The organism is Photobacterium damselae (genome assembly GCF_003026815.1).
Lineage (GTDB): Bacteria > Pseudomonadota > Gammaproteobacteria > Enterobacterales > Vibrionaceae > Photobacterium > Photobacterium damselae.
Genome location: NZ_PYOG01000019.1, coordinates 45934 through 63823 on the forward strand (window position 1 = coordinate 45934; position 17890 = coordinate 63823).

Genomic DNA, 17890 nt, shown 5'->3' on the forward strand with positions numbered 1-17890 from the left:
GCGGTGCAATTTTTAAATTACGACAGAATTCACAGTTATTTACGTCATATTTTCAGCTAACTAATTGAATGCGCTATTCTCATTGATTGGAACAATGTATGCATTAGTTGTCATGAAGAGATTATCTTAGGGAGTAGATGCTTCATGACTGATAACAAAGTAACAATTGCTTCGAGAATCAAGGAAGCTCGAGAGTGGAAAGGGTTAACTCAAGTGTATATGGCGCAACGACTTGAGGTCGCAAGGCAAACCTATCTCGATTTAGAAACTGGAAAGACAGAGCCTAAAGTGCGTTTATTGGCAGAAATATCACACATTACTGAACGTCCATTGACATGGTTTGTGTATGGTGATGAAGGCACAGAAATGCTGGAAAGTGAATACCGTGAAGAACTGGATCGCTTATTACAGTATTTTAGTCGTTTGCCTCACTCTGCCCGTCATTTGATATTACAACAAAGTCTTCAATTAGCAGGGTTTATGGCAGAGTATACTCGAGCCTTAACTCATAAAAAATAAGCAAAAAAGTATGAGTCTTGATGCTGTGTAATTGATAGTTTTGCTTGTATATCTATGTAGGCATATTTTTTTTGTGTTTGCCTATGTTGGGTTACATGGAAAGCGGCATATCACATTTTAAGTTCGAATTCCGTGATCTTATTCTTATTAGCGTCATAATTTGTTTTTACGGCAACATCTTTGTCATAGTGACTCTCAGCTATTACACCTTGTTTGCTGCCAATAACGATAAATGTTGATGGTAATTAGATGGATAATTCAAAATCACGTATAGCAGCTAAAATTCGCGAAGCCCGAGAGTGGAAAGAGATCACTCAAGTAGGAATGGCGAAAACTCTAGGTATTGCCCGTCAAACTTACTTAGATTTAGAGTCAGGTAAGACTGAACCACGTATTTCTACCTTAGTTGAGATTGCTCAGCTAACAGGTCGACCTTTAACTTGGTTTGTTTTTGACGACGAAGAAAAGGTAATGGGGGACGAGCACAGTGAAATCCAAGAGTTATTAAATCTCTTTGGTCAAGTGCCAAGCCAAGTTCGCTCTCAACTCATCAAGCATAATAAAGAGTTTATCTCTTGCTGGTTAGACTATATTACGGCTTTAAAGCGCCGTTAATGATGAATACATAAAAACAGCGACCATTGAGTCGCTGTTTTTTTATCGGTTGGATAATGACTCTGGGTTGTAAAATTAATGCTGAGCTAAGAAGAAACGATAAGCTGGGTTGTCTGTTTCGTCTTTCCAGTGATAGCCCAATTCGCGTAAGTAACTGGTAAAAGAGAGTAAGTCTTTATCATCAAGCTCAAAACCACACAGCACTCGACCATAATCAGCACCGTGGTTGCGGTAGTTAAATAAGCTGATATTCCAATGGGTGCCCAAGGTGTTAAGAAACTTAATCAGTGCGCCTGGATATTCTGGAAACTCAAAACTGTACAGACGCTCTTTTAATGCATTAGCGGGTTTGCCTCCAATCATATAACGAATATGAACTTTGGCCATTTCATCATCTGAGAGATCCACCACAGGATAACCGCCTTTACGCAGCTCTGTAATGATTGCATCCAACTCTTCCTGCCCTTGGAGCAAGCGAACCCCAACAAAAATATTTGCCAGTTGGTTATGGTTATAACGGTAGTTAAATTCAGTGACTGCCCGACCGCCTAATAGACGACAGAAATCAAGAAATGCTCCTGGTCGCTCAGGAATGGTTACCGCCAATAGCCCTTCTCGCTTTTCTCCTAATTCACAGCGTTCGGATACATAGCGTAAACCATGGAAGTTAAGGTTTGCCCCTGACAGTACCGCGGCCAGTTGTTGTTGGGTTAATTGATATTGCTCAGCGTATTTTTTTAAACCCGCTAACGATAACGCTCCCGAAGGCTCAGCAATAGCTCGGGTATCTTCAAAGATATCTTTAACCGCAGCACAGATTTCATCGCTACTGACGGTAATAACGCCATCAAGAAACTGCTGGCACAGTCTAAATGTTTCATCGCCAATGCGTTTAACAGCCACGCCATCAGCAAACATTCCGACTTGATCTAAAGTGACGGGCTCGCCAGCATCTAGCGCCGCATTAAGGCAGGCGGAATCTTCAGCTTCGACACCAATCACTTTGATTTCAGGCATCAGTTGCTTAACTAATACGGCAACGCCTGCTGCTAACCCACCACCACCGACAGGAACAAAGATATAATCTAGGTGACCATTTTGCTGAATTAACTCTAATCCTATGGTGCCTTGTCCTGCAATGATTTGAGGGTGATCAAATGGAGGAATAAAGGTGTAACCGTGCTGTTGCGATAATTGTTGAGCGTGAGTTTTGGCTTCATCGAAATTGCTGCCATGTAAGATAACATCCCCGCCAAAACCTCGTACCGCACTGACCTTGATATCGGGTGTGGTTAATGGCATCACGATGATGGCAGGAACGCCCAGCTTTTGGGCCGATAGAGCCAAGCCTTGTGCATGGTTACCTGCCGATGCTGCGATCACTCCAGCTTGTTTTTGCTCATGGCTAAGTTGTGCCATCATATTGTAAGCGCCACGCAGTTTAAACGAGTGCACGGGTTGGCGGTCTTCGCGCTTAAGTCCAATATGATTACCCAGTCTAGTACTGAGTCGCTCCATGGTTTGCAAAGGGGTGACTTGAGCAACTTCATAAACGGGCGCTTTTAGGATCTGGCGTAAATAGTCTGATCCTTGTAGTGGTGAGGGGGTGGCCTCAATAACATCTGCTTGGCTCATGCTACTCTCCCAATTTCGATTTATCTCGCACAGCGCCTTTATCGGCACTGGTCGCTAGATTGGCGTAAGCTTTAAGAGCAAATGAGACTTGGCGTTGACGATCGATTGGTTTCCAACCTCGCTGTTCGGCTTGCTCGCGACGTTGAGCCAATTGCAAGGGGTCAACATTTAACTCAATGGTGCGGTTGGGGATATCTATATTGATATTATCGCCATTTTCAATGAGACCGATAGTGCCGCCATTCGCTGCTTCTGGGGAAACATGACCAATAGATAAGCCACTGGTACCACCGGAGAAACGCCCATCGGTGATCAGCGCACAAGATTTACCAAGGCCCATAGATTTTAAATAAGTGGTTGGGTAAAGCATCTCTTGCATACCCGGACCGCCTTTTGGGCCTTCATAGCGAATAACAACCACATCCCCTGCTTTGACTTCGCCTCCTAAAATGCCTTCCACCGCACTTTCTTGGCTTTCAAAGACGATGGCAGGTCCACTGAATGTTAAGCAAGACTCATCTACCCCCGCAGTTTTAACAATGCAGCCATCTAGAGCCATATTGCCAAACAGTACAGCTAGGCCGCCATCTTGACTGTAAGCATCTTGTTGGCGACGAATACAACCCAATTGACGATCATCATCGACCTTATCCCAACGACAAGATTGTGAGAAAGCCTCTGTAGTGCGGATCCCAGCTGGACCTGCACGATAAAAGTCAATGATTGCCGGATCTTGAGTTTGCGTGATATCAAATTGGCGTAAGCTGTCTGCGACGGTTTGGCCCAGCACATTAACGCATTGATTATTGAGCAATCCGGCTCTATCTAATTCCCCTAAAATGCCATAGACGCCACCTGCGCGATGGACATCTTCCATATGGTATTGCTGGGTTGAGGGAGCGACTTTACAGAGATGAGGGACCTGACGGCTCATGCGGTCAATATCATTCATTGTAAAATCGACTTCACCTTCTTGCGCAGCTGCTAACAAATGTAACACTGTGTTGGTTGAGCCGCCCATGGCGATATCTAAGGCCATGGCATTTTCAAATGCGGCTTTATTGGCAATATTACGAGGAAGGGCTTGGGGATCATCTTGTTCGTAGTAGCGTTTTGTTAGTTCAACAATACGACGACCTGCGTTAAGAAAGAGTTGTTTGCGATCGCTGTGGGTCGCAAGGAGAGAGCCATTGCCTGGTTGGCTTAGTCCGAGAGCTTCCGTTAAGCAGTTCATGGAGTTAGCGGTAAACATACCAGAGCATGATCCGCAGGTTGGGCAGGCGGATCGTTCGATCTGCTCACTTTGGGCATCAGATACATTAGGATCTGCACCTTGGATCATCGCATCAACCAGATCCAACTTGATAATTTGATCGGACAGTTGGGTTTTTCCAGCTTCCATCGGTCCACCAGAGACAAAAATAACGGGAATATTAAGGCGCAGCGAAGCCATAAGCATTCCCGGGGTGATTTTGTCACAGTTAGAGATACAAACCATGGCATCGGCACAGTGAGCATTAACCATATACTCAACAGAATCGGCAATTAGCTCTCTTGATGGCAAAGAATACAGCATACCACCATGACCCATTGCTATACCGTCATCGACTGCTATGGTATTGAACTCTTTTGCAATGCCTCCAGCTTGCTCAATCTCTTTTGCAACCAATTGGCCCAAATCTTTAAGATGTACATGACCTGGTACAAACTGGGTAAATGAGTTCACAACGGCAATAATCGGCTTACCAAAATCTTCATCCTTCACCCCGGTTGCACGCCAAAGTGCGCGGGCTCCAGCCATATTTCGGCCGTGGGTTGTGGTGGCTGAGCGATATGTCGGCATAGGTTTCCATCCTTGTTACAACTGTCCTAAAGCTGAGGGAAGATTGCCCTCAGCACATTAATTTCTAGCTTATGGGTGATAGCTCATAAGTTATAGCTTATTGGGTCTCTTACTGCTCATTAACATAATCAAGCCAGCCCCACTTATCTTCTGTGGTGCCATTAAATAAGCCAAAAAACGCCTCTTGCATGACTTTAGTAACTGGCCCTCGTTTGCCAACGCCGACGGTGATTTGATCAATGCTGCGCACAGGCACAATTTCTGCCGCGGTTCCTGTCATAAAGACTTCATCAGCTAAATACAGCGCTTCACGAGCAATGTTTTCTTCTCTAACCTCATAGCCTAACTCTTTGGCTAAGGTCATGATGGTGTCGCGGGTAATACCGGGCAGAATTGAACCTGTTGCTGGTGGGGTTGAGATGATGCCATTGCGCACCACAAAGAGGTTTTCTCCCGCACCTTCAGAAATATAGCCTTCTACATTGAGCGCAATACCTTCAGCATAACCGTGACGACGAGCTTCACCACCCACCAATAATGATGAAAGATAGTTTCCTCCAGCCTTGGCTGCGGTTGGAATAGTGTTAGGTGCTGCTCGGTGCCAACTGGAAATCATCGCATCGACGCCATTTTCTAGCGCTTCATCTCCAAGGTAAGCACCCCAAGGGAAGGCGGCAATGATCAGTTCCATCTCAGTATTTGGTGGAGGACAAACGCCAAGACCGACATTACCCACATAGGCAAGAGGACGTATGTAGGCCGATTCTAGCTTGTTAGTGCGTAGGGTTGCTCGACAGTGTTCCATCAGCTCATCAACACTGTAGTTAATGGGAAAACGGTAGATTTTTGCTGAATTTTTCAGACGCTCCATGTGCTCTCTATGACGAAATACCGCCGGACCTTGCGGCGTGTTATAACAGCGGATCCCTTCAAAAACGGACGTACCGTAATGCATTGCATGGGTGAGGACGTGGACATTCGCATCTGCCCAAGCCACCATTTCACCATTAAACCAAATATAATCTGCGGTATTGGCCATCTGTATTTTCCTTCCTTAAAAATATAAGCATCCTGCAGTTTAGAGAGCAGGTTCATTTGTGGTGATTAGCGCACTTTCAACGTGGCGAATGTCCCATAATTTTTCAACTTGATGAATTAGCGTCGTAATCGGTCGAATACTGTCGACAATGATTTCAATGCTGGCGACCTTACTGGTTTGATTTTGAGTCGCCGTGACTTTTTTGATAATAAAACCGCGGTGACGAATCACTCTTAAAACACGCTCTAGTAATACGGGTTTATCGTCGGCGGTAATGGTTAATACATATCTATCCATGGTTAAGTATTCTCCAGCATATCTTGGTTAGCAGCACCTGGTGGAACCAAGGGCCAAACATTGTCTTGTTCTGAGATAACCACTTCCAGCAAATAAGGTCCCTTGCTTTGTAGTAGAGTCTCTAATGCGCCCTCTATGTCTTCTTTACGGCTAATGGTTTGTCCATCAATGGCAAAGGCTTTCGCTAATGCGACGAAGTCAGGGTTATCATCTAAAATCGTTTCACTATAGCGGCCATCAAAGAACAGAGATTGCCACTGTCTAACCATGCCCAGACGTTGGTTATTTAATAGAATTATTTTTACTGGTAATTGCTTGCGTTTAATGGTGCCAAGCTCTTGTACGTTCATCATAAAAGAGCCATCACCTGTAATGAGAACCACATCATCGTGCGGTCTTGCAATTTGGGCTCCAATGGCGGCAGGAAGTCCAAATCCCATGGTGCCAAGGCCTGCTGATGATAAAAAGTTTTCTGGTGATCTTGGTTGAATGTGTTGTGCTGCCCACATTTGGTGTTGGCCCACATCGGTTGCAATAACAGTATTCTCGGCCATCTTATCGGATAAGTTCTTAAGCAGAGCTGGGGCATAAATACGCTCACCAGGATGGTCATATCGCCATTTAAATTTAGTCCGTAATTGCTGGCAGTGCTCAAGCCACTCGGAAATATCTGAGCCAAGCTCTAATTGAGGGAGAACCGCTTGGATTTCACCTCGTAATGCAACATTAGCTTGGCGCAGTTTATTAATTTCTGCTGCATCAATATCAAGATGGATAACTTTGGCGTGAGGGGCAAATGTATCGAGCTTTCCTGTGACGCGATCATCGAAACGAGCCCCTATCACCAATAATAGGTCGCATTCTTGTACCACTAAGTTTGCAGCGCGTGTGCCGTGCATCCCAAGCATGCCTAAATAGTACGGATGATGACGTTCAATGGTGCCGAGCCCTTTTAAAGTACTCACTGCTGGCATTGGGTTGTGCTGATGAAATTGACGAACCACTTGAGTGGCATGAGCTATTTGGACACCACCACCCACATAAAGAACGGGTCTTTGTGCCTGAGATAATAACTGCTGTGCCGCCATAATTTGTTCATTGGTCGCAATCGGTGGTGCTGGTGGCTGAAAATGATAGGTAGTGGGATCGGGCACTTCGGCAAGTTGTACATCTTTAGCGATATCAACTAACACTGGGCCTGGACGGCCTGATGTTGCCACCACAAAGGCTTCGGCAAGAGTACTGGCAAGCTCATCAATATCAGTAACAAGATAGCTGTGTTTGCAGCAAGCTAAAGACATGCCGATCACATCCATTTCTTGAAAAGCATCAGTTCCGATATGGGAGCTGGCAACTTGTCCGGTAATGGCAACCAGTGGTACGGAATCTAGAAAAGCATCAGCAAGGCCAGTGACTAAGTTGGTCGCCCCCGGTCCTGAGGTTGCCATGCACACTGCGACATGCTGAGTTGATCTGGCCATGCCAATTGCAGCCATGGCAGCCCCTTGTTCATGGCGACACAGAATGTGCTCAACACCGCCATCATAGAGAGCATCATAGATTGGCATGATCGCCCCACCTGGATAGCCAAAAACGGTGGTGATTCCCTGTTGTTGTAGTGCCTTTACGACTAACTCGGCCCCTGTCATCGCTGCTCCTTATCCGTGAATATGCGACGTCACTCTGTCCATAGTGTTGAAAAAAAAGCCCCCGTAAGAGATCTTGCGGGGGCTTTGCGTTGTTGTGTTTGTTGCTATTTTACGCCTAGCATTCCCCGTCGCGGTGAAATAATCACCTCGATGACGACGTTAATGAGAATGAGTAGGTTTGATGTAAATAGCATTGACTGTCTGTCCAGTTTTTATTGTTTATTTGTTGTACTAACTAAGTGATATCACATCAATAAGCCGCCAGACAAGGAAAAAGTGTGATTTTTTTCATCTTTTTTCTCGTTATTTAAGAAAATTGCTAACAACTTACATAACTAATCTTAACGAGTGCGATTTTATTCTCTAACTTCTCAATGGGTTAGAAACTGAATTTGGAATTGAGTTAACAATGAATAGTTAATCGGCTCGAAGGTTTTCGTTATTTTTGTTAACTAATATGCAACTTTTAACGAAAAAAATGCAGAGCCTTGGCTTCATCCGCTGTAGTAGCGGTTTTGAGTCATAAAAGAGAACTGTGTATGTCATTGGCCATTGTGCATAGCCGGGCTTGCGTTGGGGTACAAGCTCCAGCAGTAACTGTTGAAGTTCATTTAAGTAATGGAATGCCCAGTTTTACTCTGGTGGGTTTACCTGAGACAACGGTAAAAGAGGCCAAAGATCGGGTTCGAAGTGCCATTTTTAATGCCAATTTTGAGTTTCCCTCTCGGCGAATTACCGTCAATTTAGCTCCCGCTGATTTGCCTAAAGAAGGGGGCCGATTTGACTTACCCATCGCGCTTGGAATTTTAGCTGCTTCAGGACAAATACCCGCAGAATCACTGCATAAATACGAATTTTTAGGGGAGTTGGCTTTATCAGGGCAATTGCGTCCGGTAAAGGGGGCACTGCCTGCTGCTCTTGCTGCATTAAAGGCTAAAAGGTGTTTGATTGTCCCTGATCGTAATGGCGATCAAGTGGCATTAGTAGGTGAAAAACAACATAAGTCAGCGCCTGATTTGATCCAAGTTTGCGCTCACCTATTAGGACAGCAAAGTTTATCTTTACGCTTTCAAACAAAACCCGATGATGATTCGTTAGATCTGACTCAGGGGCGAGATATGCAAGATATTATTGGTCAGCAGCAAGGTAAGCGGGCATTGGAAATTGCAGCTGCCGGTGGCCATAACCTTCTGTTTCTTGGCCCTCCTGGAACGGGAAAAACCATGTTAGCCTCTCGCTTATGTGATTTATTACCCCCTATGAGCCATGATGAGGCGTTAGAAACTGCAGCTGTTGCCTCGCTGACTCAGCAGAGCATTCATCAAGGCAATTGGTTACAACGACCGCTACGTGCACCTCATCATTCAAGCTCTATGGCTGCCTTAGTTGGTGGTGGTTCAATTCCAAGGCCGGGGGAGATCTCTTTGGCGCATAACGGCATTCTTTTTTTAGATGAAACGTTCTTAATCCTAATGACTAAAAGTTATCAAAACAGTATCAAGTTTATGAATGTGAATGATTTAAATGGTTTTTAGTGCATTTTATTTACGTTGACAATAATCACTTTGACTTCTACGTTTTTTATTAGTTGTCAATTTATGAGGTTTGGTTGTGAATGTAAAAATACTAAATGAGCTTTCTTTATTAAAAACTGCACTGTCAGTCGAATACTCTAACTACCTAACACTTGCTGCTGAATCCTCAATCGATTCAACGAAAATTCAGTCAACATTGAATATTTATGCAGCTTTCTGCTACTTGGTTAAACAAGGTAACTACAGTGCATTGGAAATACTGAATGATTCAAGCTCACTTAATGCACACTTCCAGTCGCTCATTGGCTTTGTTTATAACTATGATGATATCACTATCAAGCATAGATATGTGATTGGTAATCTACTCAAAAATCTTTTCTGCTACATTGCGCAAGATAAACATTTAACTCTTGATGAAGTAAAGCTTTCGGTTGTAAAAATCACAGAAGAGGCTTCGAGTTGTCTCGCTCAGTTCAGAGAGCTTAATATAGATAAATCAAAATCTGACTACCTTGATGGTTGGCAGGTGCTATCAAAAGAAGGCAAGGAACATGAGGCTCATCTGGATACGCTTTATGTTAATTTTGGTGAGGCGTTTACCAACAAGGTTCATCTTGCTCTTAAAAACTACGCTTTTACACAAAAATCATCATCTCTGACCAGTGCATTAAATGCACTCAAAAAACTTTTTGTAGGTATCTCCACTGTTTATACCGACCGAGACGGGCTGACAATAGAAACCCTTCTAAGTCGTAATTATGTGCAGCTACTTTTCCATAAGGTGTTTAAAGTGCTATTTGTGCGCTCTCAAGCAGCCCATAACTGCCCAAAAGATTTTCATATTAAGTGGCGAAATGCCATTACCTATTATACCGAGTGCTTTATCAACACGGGTGTTTTTGCTGAGCCTCACAAACCATTCATCGTTCCAGACTGGAAAGACCCAAAAGATGCAGCACCCACCTTTTCAATTGGTGGCAATGCTACGCAGCCAGAAAGCCTTCGATGGTTTGCTAACATTCCACTCAAAATTAAAGATGAAGAGGCTGTTTCAATTATTCAGCAACGTGTAGACCGAGACATGGCGCATGTCAGGCATGTGTGTCTCTTGAAATTTGAAGAGCTTTTAGAGCGAGAAGATAGAAATAAAGCTTTTCAGAGCACAGGCTTAGTTAAACCATTGAGCGGCACGGCAGGCTATGAAAAATATAAGAACTTTGTCGGTGAAGATAAGTTAGAGAATACAGTAGCAACCTTTTATGCGCATGGCATCGCTGCAAAAGACACTGCCTATTTACAATTTTTGGGGTTTCATGGAAATGCTAGTCAGTTCAACACAGAGTTAAATCTACCAACCAAATCAACACTGAATGTTCTTTTGACGCTTCTTGTGATTGAGCATCCTCTAATAACCCCTTCTTGGTTAGCAGAATGGGACTTATTTGATGTAAATGGCAATATGGTGGGTTATAAGCAAGTTGGTAATCAGCACATTGCGGTCAGTTACAAATCACGCAAAGGGTCTACCAATGCGCATCAAGAAGTAGTGCTCAATGAATTTTCTAAATCTATAGTTGAGTTCCTGATACAGCATACTCATATGAGTCGCGAATATCTGAAGCAAAAAGGGGATGTGAATTGGCGAAAGATGATTTTGACTGCAACCGCTGCCAATGTGATACGCCCATATCACCTCAATACAACTCTTCATTCAGCAAATGATTTTTATGATTGGCTTCAAGATGAAACACTCTTTGATAAGAGCAGCGACATAACCTTGGAAGATGCTCAAGCCATCTCCGATATCCATTCGTTACGTTCCATTAGACGACACCGAGGCTTTCAAATTTATTTGGAAACACGTTCAATGGATGCCGTTGCCGAGGCGCTTGGTCATGAAAAGAAGGATGCAAACCTACTGACATCTTACCTTCCGAAGCCGTTAATGGACTTCTTTAATGCACGTTGGATACGTCAGTTCCAGAACGCTATTTTACTTGAAGCAATGAAAGATTCAGTGCATCGACTTGATGCTGTGAACATGGAGGCTCAAGACATCGAAGTGTTTTTGAATAACCACGGCATAAGCAACATTCCAGAGCACCTCGATCATGGTTTTACTCAGCAGACGACTACTGACAGTGAAGTTTCAGAATCATTAGGGTTTGACAAGTTAACATACACTATATCGACATCACTTTTGCAGTTATTGATGGCTATACGCTTTGTTGTTGAGAGTCATGATGATGAGGAATCTTTTTTAGATATTGTGGCTCACTGGTATCAATCAGCAGTGTTTGTTTTAGATACGCTGAGTTCTGGCAAACATAGTGCTGATGATGATTTGATGGAAATGCTTGATATTGCAACCAATAACAAGCTAGACACCCACTTGGTCAAGGAAGCGTTGCTATGTTAAGTGTTGCTATCGACAATTCCTCTATTACTAACCGTATTGAAAGCATCGTGCGAGACCATTCGCTTTTGAACGATCTAAGTGCCGAGACTCTTGAAGAAATTATCAATTTCTCAGTAGCAAATGATGACTATCGAGTTTTAGATATCATTACGAATATCCATACTTGCATCTACAATTACGATGACCGACAGCCCGAATGGTTAGAATCCAGCTTTCCTGAAAACAAGTGGGTACTAACATTTGGCAAAACCCCAAAAACGATACATTGGGATACGGTGTACTTAGATGACGGTAAGAAACTCACGGATAAAAAACACCAAAAGCTGTTAAACAGCTTTAAATACTGGATTACGGCAGCAGATAATCCACTTGAAAACGGTGGGAAGATTATCAGTCCAATAACGGCTTGTCACAAAGTTAACAAAGTTATCGCTCTCATCAATGCGGTCTTACTACACTCGAAAGAGTTGAAGCTAGCAAAATATCACCTTCTGAATGTGAATGATGACTTTTGGTTGAACATCTTGACGAAATATGCCGAGCACGGAAATTTTCAAGGTGTGTATGAAATTGATAAACATACCAACGTATTTCTTAATAACGCTTCTCAAAGCATTTCTGATACGGACGCACAAACATTTAAAGAAAATTTCCCCTACGTTACACAAGACATTGCGCAAGATGAAAGTTTCTTATTTCTAGCAGAGAGAGAGAAGGCGTGCGCTTGGCTTTTTGAACAAGGTTATTATCAAAGTGGAGGTGCCATAAAATACACTGGCAGCGGTGCTGTACTAGGAAAACTGTTGTTTAAAGGCAAGATGCTTTACCACGACATCAATATTCCCAACTTCGCAGAACTTCACCTCAAAGCGCCAAGGCGAAACTCAGAGTATCGTGCAGTTGAGAATAAAGACACCTCAACAGGCACGAATCAACAGACTATCTCAGTATATATTGAAGCCATTCGATTGATTCATACCAACCTTGAGCGTGAAGATGCGGCAAGTCCTTTAATCTTGTCCGAGCGTGTCAGCTCAGGTCACATTAGCCAGTTAGTTAGCTTAAAAAAAGCAGGACGCACCCGCACCTTGCCGCCTACCTTTGTGTTTAATTTAATTCGTCAGTGCTATGAGTTTGCCAAAGAGCATCTACCTATAGAGGAAGGCGCTGTTACTTTATTGGATGAAACATTAACACTGCTATCTAAAGCAAGAAGTAAATCTGCGGCAAAACACTCCAACACACTCCGCCCCCATCAACAAAATCTAACTTGGAATGAAGAGTTGCATCGCGAGATGTCTGTTACGGAGCGAGGTTACTGGTTTCAAACGGAGGCGATCAACTGTCTGAGTCGTGAATACCTTAAAAAGGGGGTGAAGCAGATTCAAGCCTTTGCAGAAAGTGTGGAAAGTCGCTTTGAGCGGATTCGAGCTAATGAGAGCTTGTTTGATTTGTTCTCTGTACTGCAAGGCGCAATACAAGTCTTAGTGGGTGCAATCATGGCTCGAAGACAAGATGAATTAATCAAGTTGAAGTCACATGGCAACCTTTCACCTGATGTAAGTCCCTTTTCAGAAGCGGGTGCAAAAACAGAGTACAACCTGATATTTAAGGTAAAAAAAACTGGCTCAAAAGGGGTGAACGCAACAATAGAAAGACCTATTCCCTTATCTATCGCAAGGTACATTTGGCAACTGGAGCAATTTAACATCAAAGCGAGTGAGTTGGAGTTATGCAAAGGAAAGTTATCTTTGTTTAACAACCTTAATTCAAAGCGCTCGCAGTTAAGTCAGGTTATTCACAAGTCATATAATGCTCACCTTGATGCCTTATGTGATTACTTAGAAACGGACTTGGTGGAGTACGACAACGGAGAGTATCGCCGTAATTATGTCCGTCAGCACCAATTGAGACGCTTCTTTGCTATGGCGTTCTTTTGGTCAAAAGGTACTGATGGGATGGACGCCCTGCGCTGGATGTTAGGCCACTCAGATTTGGAGCATCTATACCACTATATCTCTGAGTCGGAAACTGGGGCGGTACTAAACGGAGCTAAAGCCAGTGTAATTGTTCGTGGTGTGGTCGATTCCACCTCTGAACTTGCGAAGCTCGATGGAATCGAAGAGGTTCGCAAAATCATTGCAGAACGCCTGACAGGTGATAGTTCAACACCCATCACGATAGAGTCAGTGAGTGAAGCAGCAGAAGATTACGCTGATGAGTCTTATCTAACCGTCCCTCATATAAGCCAACTTCAAAAAGAGCAGGACATTGAAATAGAGGTTATTCAGCTTTTAGAGGAAGGTCGAATCACGCTTGAGCCAGAGTTCTTCACCATCGAAGATGATGATGGAAATACAACTCAAACCTTTAATCTAATTTTAAAAATCAGTGACCTTGATTGAGGATTGGGACAATGAAAGTTTTAGAGAAAAACCAAACGAAAATACTTGAAACAGAAAAGCTGTTGAAGGAAATCATCACAGCCCCAACTGAGTTTAAAAATGATGAAGAACTATTAAAGGCGCTCAAGTCTCAATCTGGCATCGCTAAGTATCAGAATCAAGAGCGTAATATCACATCATGCTCATTAAACACGGTCAAAAGCATCTCAGAAGCACTTCTGGAAAGAGGCTTCTTATCATTAGATGAGCTTCGTATTAATGCAAAACTGGCGGTAGAGGCTGTACATCACAATGAGAAAGCTTCTAAAGGAAACAAGCAAACAGTCGTGGGTTTAAAGCACAAAGTTTCTGAGCTTGAATCGGAGTTAGATGCAGCGCAGCGCAGTAATTCTTTACTGACCGCTATGATCATTGAGTTGCGCTCTAAACTAAAGCAAATAGCGAATAAAGAAACATTAGAAGAACGTCAAGAGATTTACAGAAGGCACAATCGAACGATTGAGGCGCAAATGAATTACATCGACAAAGGAGAGGTCTAATGGCGGTTCGTACGCTTAAAAGCTTTCAGCCATGGAGTCATTTTGGACTCGATGGCAAGCTTGCCTTTCGTAAGCCACTGGATATTCCTTTCGTAACCTACAGTAATCATACTCCTTGCTATGAAGCCAATGCCTATATCCACAGTTTGATTGTGAGAAACTTAAAAAGTGACACTATTCGAGGATATGCCCACGATATCATCCACTTGGTTCACTTTATTGAAAAACAGCCATTATTGAGCCAATTTAGTCAACTTACTGATGCAACATTCACTCTTTTCGTTCAATCACTACAGGCGGAGAGAACACCTCTTGGCGAACTACAACGCAAGAATAACTCCGTTATAAAGATTGCGCATACCTGTTTGGATTTTTTGCAGTTTATCCAAGAGTTTCATGATTTGAGTGCTTTCATTGGCAAAGATAAAAGTAACTCAATTCAGATACTTGAAAAACATTACAAGCGCAAACAGGAAGGCTATAAAGGGTTCATTGAAGGAACTAAAATTACGCACCCTGCTGTGCCAACTAAAGATGAGATCAAGAAACGTCATCCAGTTTCTTCTGACGATGCTTTGCGTGTTTGGGAGCATATAAAGACTCAGGAAAACAAAGATAAACGTAGAAGAGATATGGCGTTATATACTGCAATGGAGCAGTTAGGTGGTCGAGTGTCCGAGCTTCATTTGATTAAAATGACCGATTACGAGGAAGCTAGACGCACAGGTATGCTCACTCTTACCACTTTGAAACGTAAAGATGATAACACCACTCGAAAGATACCTGTCCCACACCTTTTGTTATCTGTGATAGCGGATTACATTAAAGTTCGTAAGAAAGTCATGAGGAAGAAAAAAGCCCAGCATGATTACCTATTTGTCAGCTTAAAAACAGGTCTACGCTTGTCCGCAGATTCATGGACAACGTACATGAACTCATGGAAAAGAGAGCTTGGTATCGAGGGAGAGTTACACCCGCACTTATGGAGACACGCATTTATAACAGATAAGCTCAAAGAGCTTATTCTTGCCACTAAAGAAGTGAATGATAAGGACGATTTCCGAAAGCACTTACTTCACACGCAAACGTTTAAAATGCAGTTACAGCAGTGGACAGGCCATAGAATGCTTAGCTCTTTGGATACCTACATCGACCTCGCCTTTGCAGATATCCACGGCTACACAGAGGTTTATAACGCTGTATCTCTTAAGTCGAGTGTTGATTTGGCAAAGCGTCAGATTGAGTTGTTAGAAGAGCAGATAGCAAGGAAGGAGTTAACGCCTACCGCTGCACTTGGTGAGATGAAGAAACTATTGGAAGCTTTTCAATCCGATATTGATAAAAGCATTGTATCGTCACAGTAAGGTTCATCACACATCACCAATCGGTCACATCACCAATCGGTCGCGTAACACGCCTTTGGACAGAAATGAGGTAGCGTTAATGCCCTAAGTCATGAAGTTTGGATAAGCTAGGTTTATGACATAATGATTAGATTAGAGAACAACTCTCAGTCCAGTCTAAAAATCTATCTTATCAAGCCACTCGGTATGCTTTTTTCGTTCTTCGTGTTGCCATTTCAAACTCCATATCCAATCATCTGCTCTTGGTGAACAATCAGAGCATTTATCACAATGATTTTGCTTAAACCCTAACGCAAACTCTGGCCCCTTAGAGTTATCGAATACCTTGATTAACAAGTTCCCAGTTCCAACTGTGTGTTTATGCTTTAAACAAGTCATAATAGGCATACTCAGAGAGTGCATTCCTAACTGTTGAGCTATCATCCCTCTCGGTCGGTAATCAACAAACATATACTCACAATGACCAATAATATTTGTTGGATCATAATTGGCTAAACCTATTGCGATGAACTGCCCCTCTCTTGAAGCAGGATCATCTGGGTCCATACCAAGGTTTTTAGCCATCTCAGCAAAGAATTGTTTTTGCTCTTCAATGCTGGCTTCATAAAGTGGCTTTGGTTCTTCTTTACTAGCCATTACATTATCAAGTGCATCCAATAAGTTTTCAGCACTCGGACAATGCTCAATAATTAAAGATTTAACGTCAAACCTTACAATAGTTTTAAGCTCGGATTGTAGGTTAACCATAAGATACAGCTGCTCAATTTTTCTGATATCACTAACAATTGACGAGTACATCAATACTGTGTGAAGCATCTTTTCAATCCACTCATCTAGGAATACGATAGCCTCATTAGACCCACGTGCATTGTGAATGGTTTTAAACACACCTATAGATAAAGCAACATCACACATCAAATCTGCCAAGATATTAAACTGACTTAAGTTTATCAGTCTGTGGCACATGTTTATTATCTTCTGTAACTGAGCACAAGCCTCATGATATTGCTTGTGTATTTCTCGGTTCATAAACAAGTATTCAAAACTATCAGATTTGAAGTTTTCATTTGAATGATGTTGCGCATTTAGCTTTTCAACTTGAATACTAAATAGTGCGCTTCTTGCTTTAGCTATCGCTGTAAGACGGTAAACTGACTGTTTTTGCTCTCTTGCACAGACAATTAAGTACTCGCATAGCTTAAGTTGCTCTTCAATCTGTTCATTTTTGACTCGTTTATAAGGAGCAACCTTAAAAGCGTAATCGAAGTAAAGTGCAGCCAAGAACCTATCTTTAGTTGGCACAATGCGCGATTGAATAATGTCACTAGCTTGCTGATAAAGCTCATCAAATGATCTAGCAAGTAAGAGTCGGTCTAACTTGATATGGTAAGCCTTAAACAGAGCATCACCGACTTGTTCGATACATGTGTTCAAAGCTTCTGGTGGAAGGGTTTTGCAGTTGTTAACGGCAAGCTTAAGGTCTCGTAAAGAAAGATAATCCCAGCATTCTTGAACAGCCACCAGTAACTTATCAAATGCTGCAGAGTCGTTTCGTTCTAGCTTATTTTCAACGGGTAAATGGACAGTTAGCGAATCTGTAGATGAGTCTCGTACTTTTTCTAAGATCTCTTTATTATCAGTAACAGACACCCAGTAAATCTCTTCACTAGACACTTCAACCACTACCAATATCACGGGAATATTGAACTCGAGATAATACTGAAGGCGGGCGCGAAAAACCGAGAAAGACAACTTCTGTCCTTCATCAATAAATGAACAGTTCTCTTGACCTTTAAGCTGAATTTTAAACAAGCTTTCTTGACCGAGAGCTTTGCCACTTGAATCTTTTAACTCTATCTCACAATCAATGCCATAATCATCCTGATCTTCTTGACTTCGGATAATCCAGTTTAGAGGTGCTTTATAATTAAAAATTCGCCCTGCTGCTGCGCCTATTTCTCCTGCATTCATAGTGAAGCCTTATAGATTCTAAAGCCCTTATTTTAACCGGACGCTGTAACAATTTAAATG

The 17890-nt window shown here is 42.6% G+C and carries 12 protein-coding genes and 1 pseudogene; 7 read left to right on the top strand and 6 right to left on the bottom strand.

The window, feature by feature from the left end; all coding sequences use genetic code 11:
* Positions 1-144 precede the first annotated feature (144 nt).
* Both CTN07_RS15370 and CTN07_RS15375 read left to right on the top strand, forming a co-directional pair.
* Positions 145-519 (top strand): helix-turn-helix transcriptional regulator, encoded by a 375-nt coding sequence (locus CTN07_RS15370; RefSeq protein ID WP_036764611.1) that lies wholly within the window; start codon positions 145-147, stop codon positions 517-519.
* A gap of 249 nt (positions 520-768) precedes the next feature.
* Positions 769-1134, top strand: coding sequence for a helix-turn-helix transcriptional regulator (locus CTN07_RS15375; RefSeq protein WP_036764610.1), 366 nt, complete (start codon positions 769-771; stop codon positions 1132-1134).
* Positions 1135-1209: 75 nt separating this feature from the next.
* On the opposite strand, the gene ilvA is transcribed toward CTN07_RS15375, so the two are convergent.
* The 5 genes from ilvA to ilvG form a co-directional block, all read right to left on the bottom strand.
* Complete coding sequence (ilvA, locus tag CTN07_RS15380; RefSeq protein ID WP_005302209.1) at positions 1210-2769, bottom strand: threonine ammonia-lyase, biosynthetic; 1560 nt, start codon at positions 2767-2769, stop codon at positions 1210-1212.
* Between the two features lies 1 nt (position 2770).
* Positions 2771-4612, bottom strand: coding sequence for a dihydroxy-acid dehydratase (gene ilvD, locus CTN07_RS15385; protein ID WP_005302206.1), 1842 nt, complete (start codon positions 4610-4612; stop codon positions 2771-2773).
* A gap of 109 nt (positions 4613-4721) precedes the next feature.
* A complete protein-coding gene (locus tag CTN07_RS15390; protein WP_005302203.1) occupies positions 4722-5651 on the bottom strand; it encodes a branched-chain amino acid transaminase in 930 nt (309 codons plus the stop codon).
* Between the two features lie 39 nt (positions 5652-5690).
* Positions 5691-5948: an acetolactate synthase 2 small subunit gene (gene ilvM / locus CTN07_RS15395; RefSeq protein WP_036764608.1), complete on the bottom strand. Its 258-nt coding sequence runs from the start codon at positions 5946-5948 to the stop codon at positions 5691-5693.
* 2 nt (positions 5949-5950) lie between these two features.
* Positions 5951-7597: an acetolactate synthase 2 catalytic subunit gene (ilvG, locus tag CTN07_RS15400; RefSeq protein ID WP_005302200.1), complete on the bottom strand. Its 1647-nt coding sequence runs from the start codon at positions 7595-7597 to the stop codon at positions 5951-5953.
* A 539-nt stretch (positions 7598-8136) separates the two neighbouring features.
* Between ilvG and CTN07_RS15405 the strand changes: the two are divergent.
* From CTN07_RS15405 to CTN07_RS15425, 5 genes and pseudogenes are all read left to right on the top strand, one after another.
* Positions 8137-9054, top strand: a pseudogene (locus CTN07_RS15405) (YifB family Mg chelatase-like AAA ATPase); the annotation flags it as partial.
* Between the two features lie 154 nt (positions 9055-9208).
* Positions 9209-11551, top strand: a complete 2343-nt coding sequence (locus CTN07_RS15410; RefSeq protein WP_005302196.1) for a hypothetical protein — start codon at positions 9209-9211, stop codon at positions 11549-11551.
* On the top strand, positions 11545-13956 hold the full coding sequence (locus CTN07_RS15415; protein WP_005302194.1) for a hypothetical protein: 2412 nt from the start codon (positions 11545-11547) through the stop codon (positions 13954-13956). Before CTN07_RS15410 ends, CTN07_RS15415 begins: the two co-directional genes overlap by 7 nt.
* 11 nt (positions 13957-13967) lie before the next feature.
* Entirely contained in the window at positions 13968-14495 is a 528-nt protein-coding gene (locus CTN07_RS15420; protein ID WP_036764605.1) for a hypothetical protein, read from the top strand.
* Positions 14495-15859: a tyrosine-type recombinase/integrase gene (locus CTN07_RS15425; RefSeq protein WP_005302191.1), complete on the top strand. Its 1365-nt coding sequence runs from the start codon at positions 14495-14497 to the stop codon at positions 15857-15859. The genes CTN07_RS15420 and CTN07_RS15425 overlap by 1 nt, the downstream gene beginning before the upstream one ends.
* 156 nt (positions 15860-16015) lie before the next feature.
* Here CTN07_RS15425 and CTN07_RS15430 read toward each other — a convergent pair whose 3' ends face one another.
* Positions 16016-17830: a DUF4365 domain-containing protein gene (locus CTN07_RS15430; RefSeq protein WP_005302189.1), complete on the bottom strand. Its 1815-nt coding sequence runs from the start codon at positions 17828-17830 to the stop codon at positions 16016-16018.
* Positions 17831-17890: the final 60 nt, after the last annotated feature.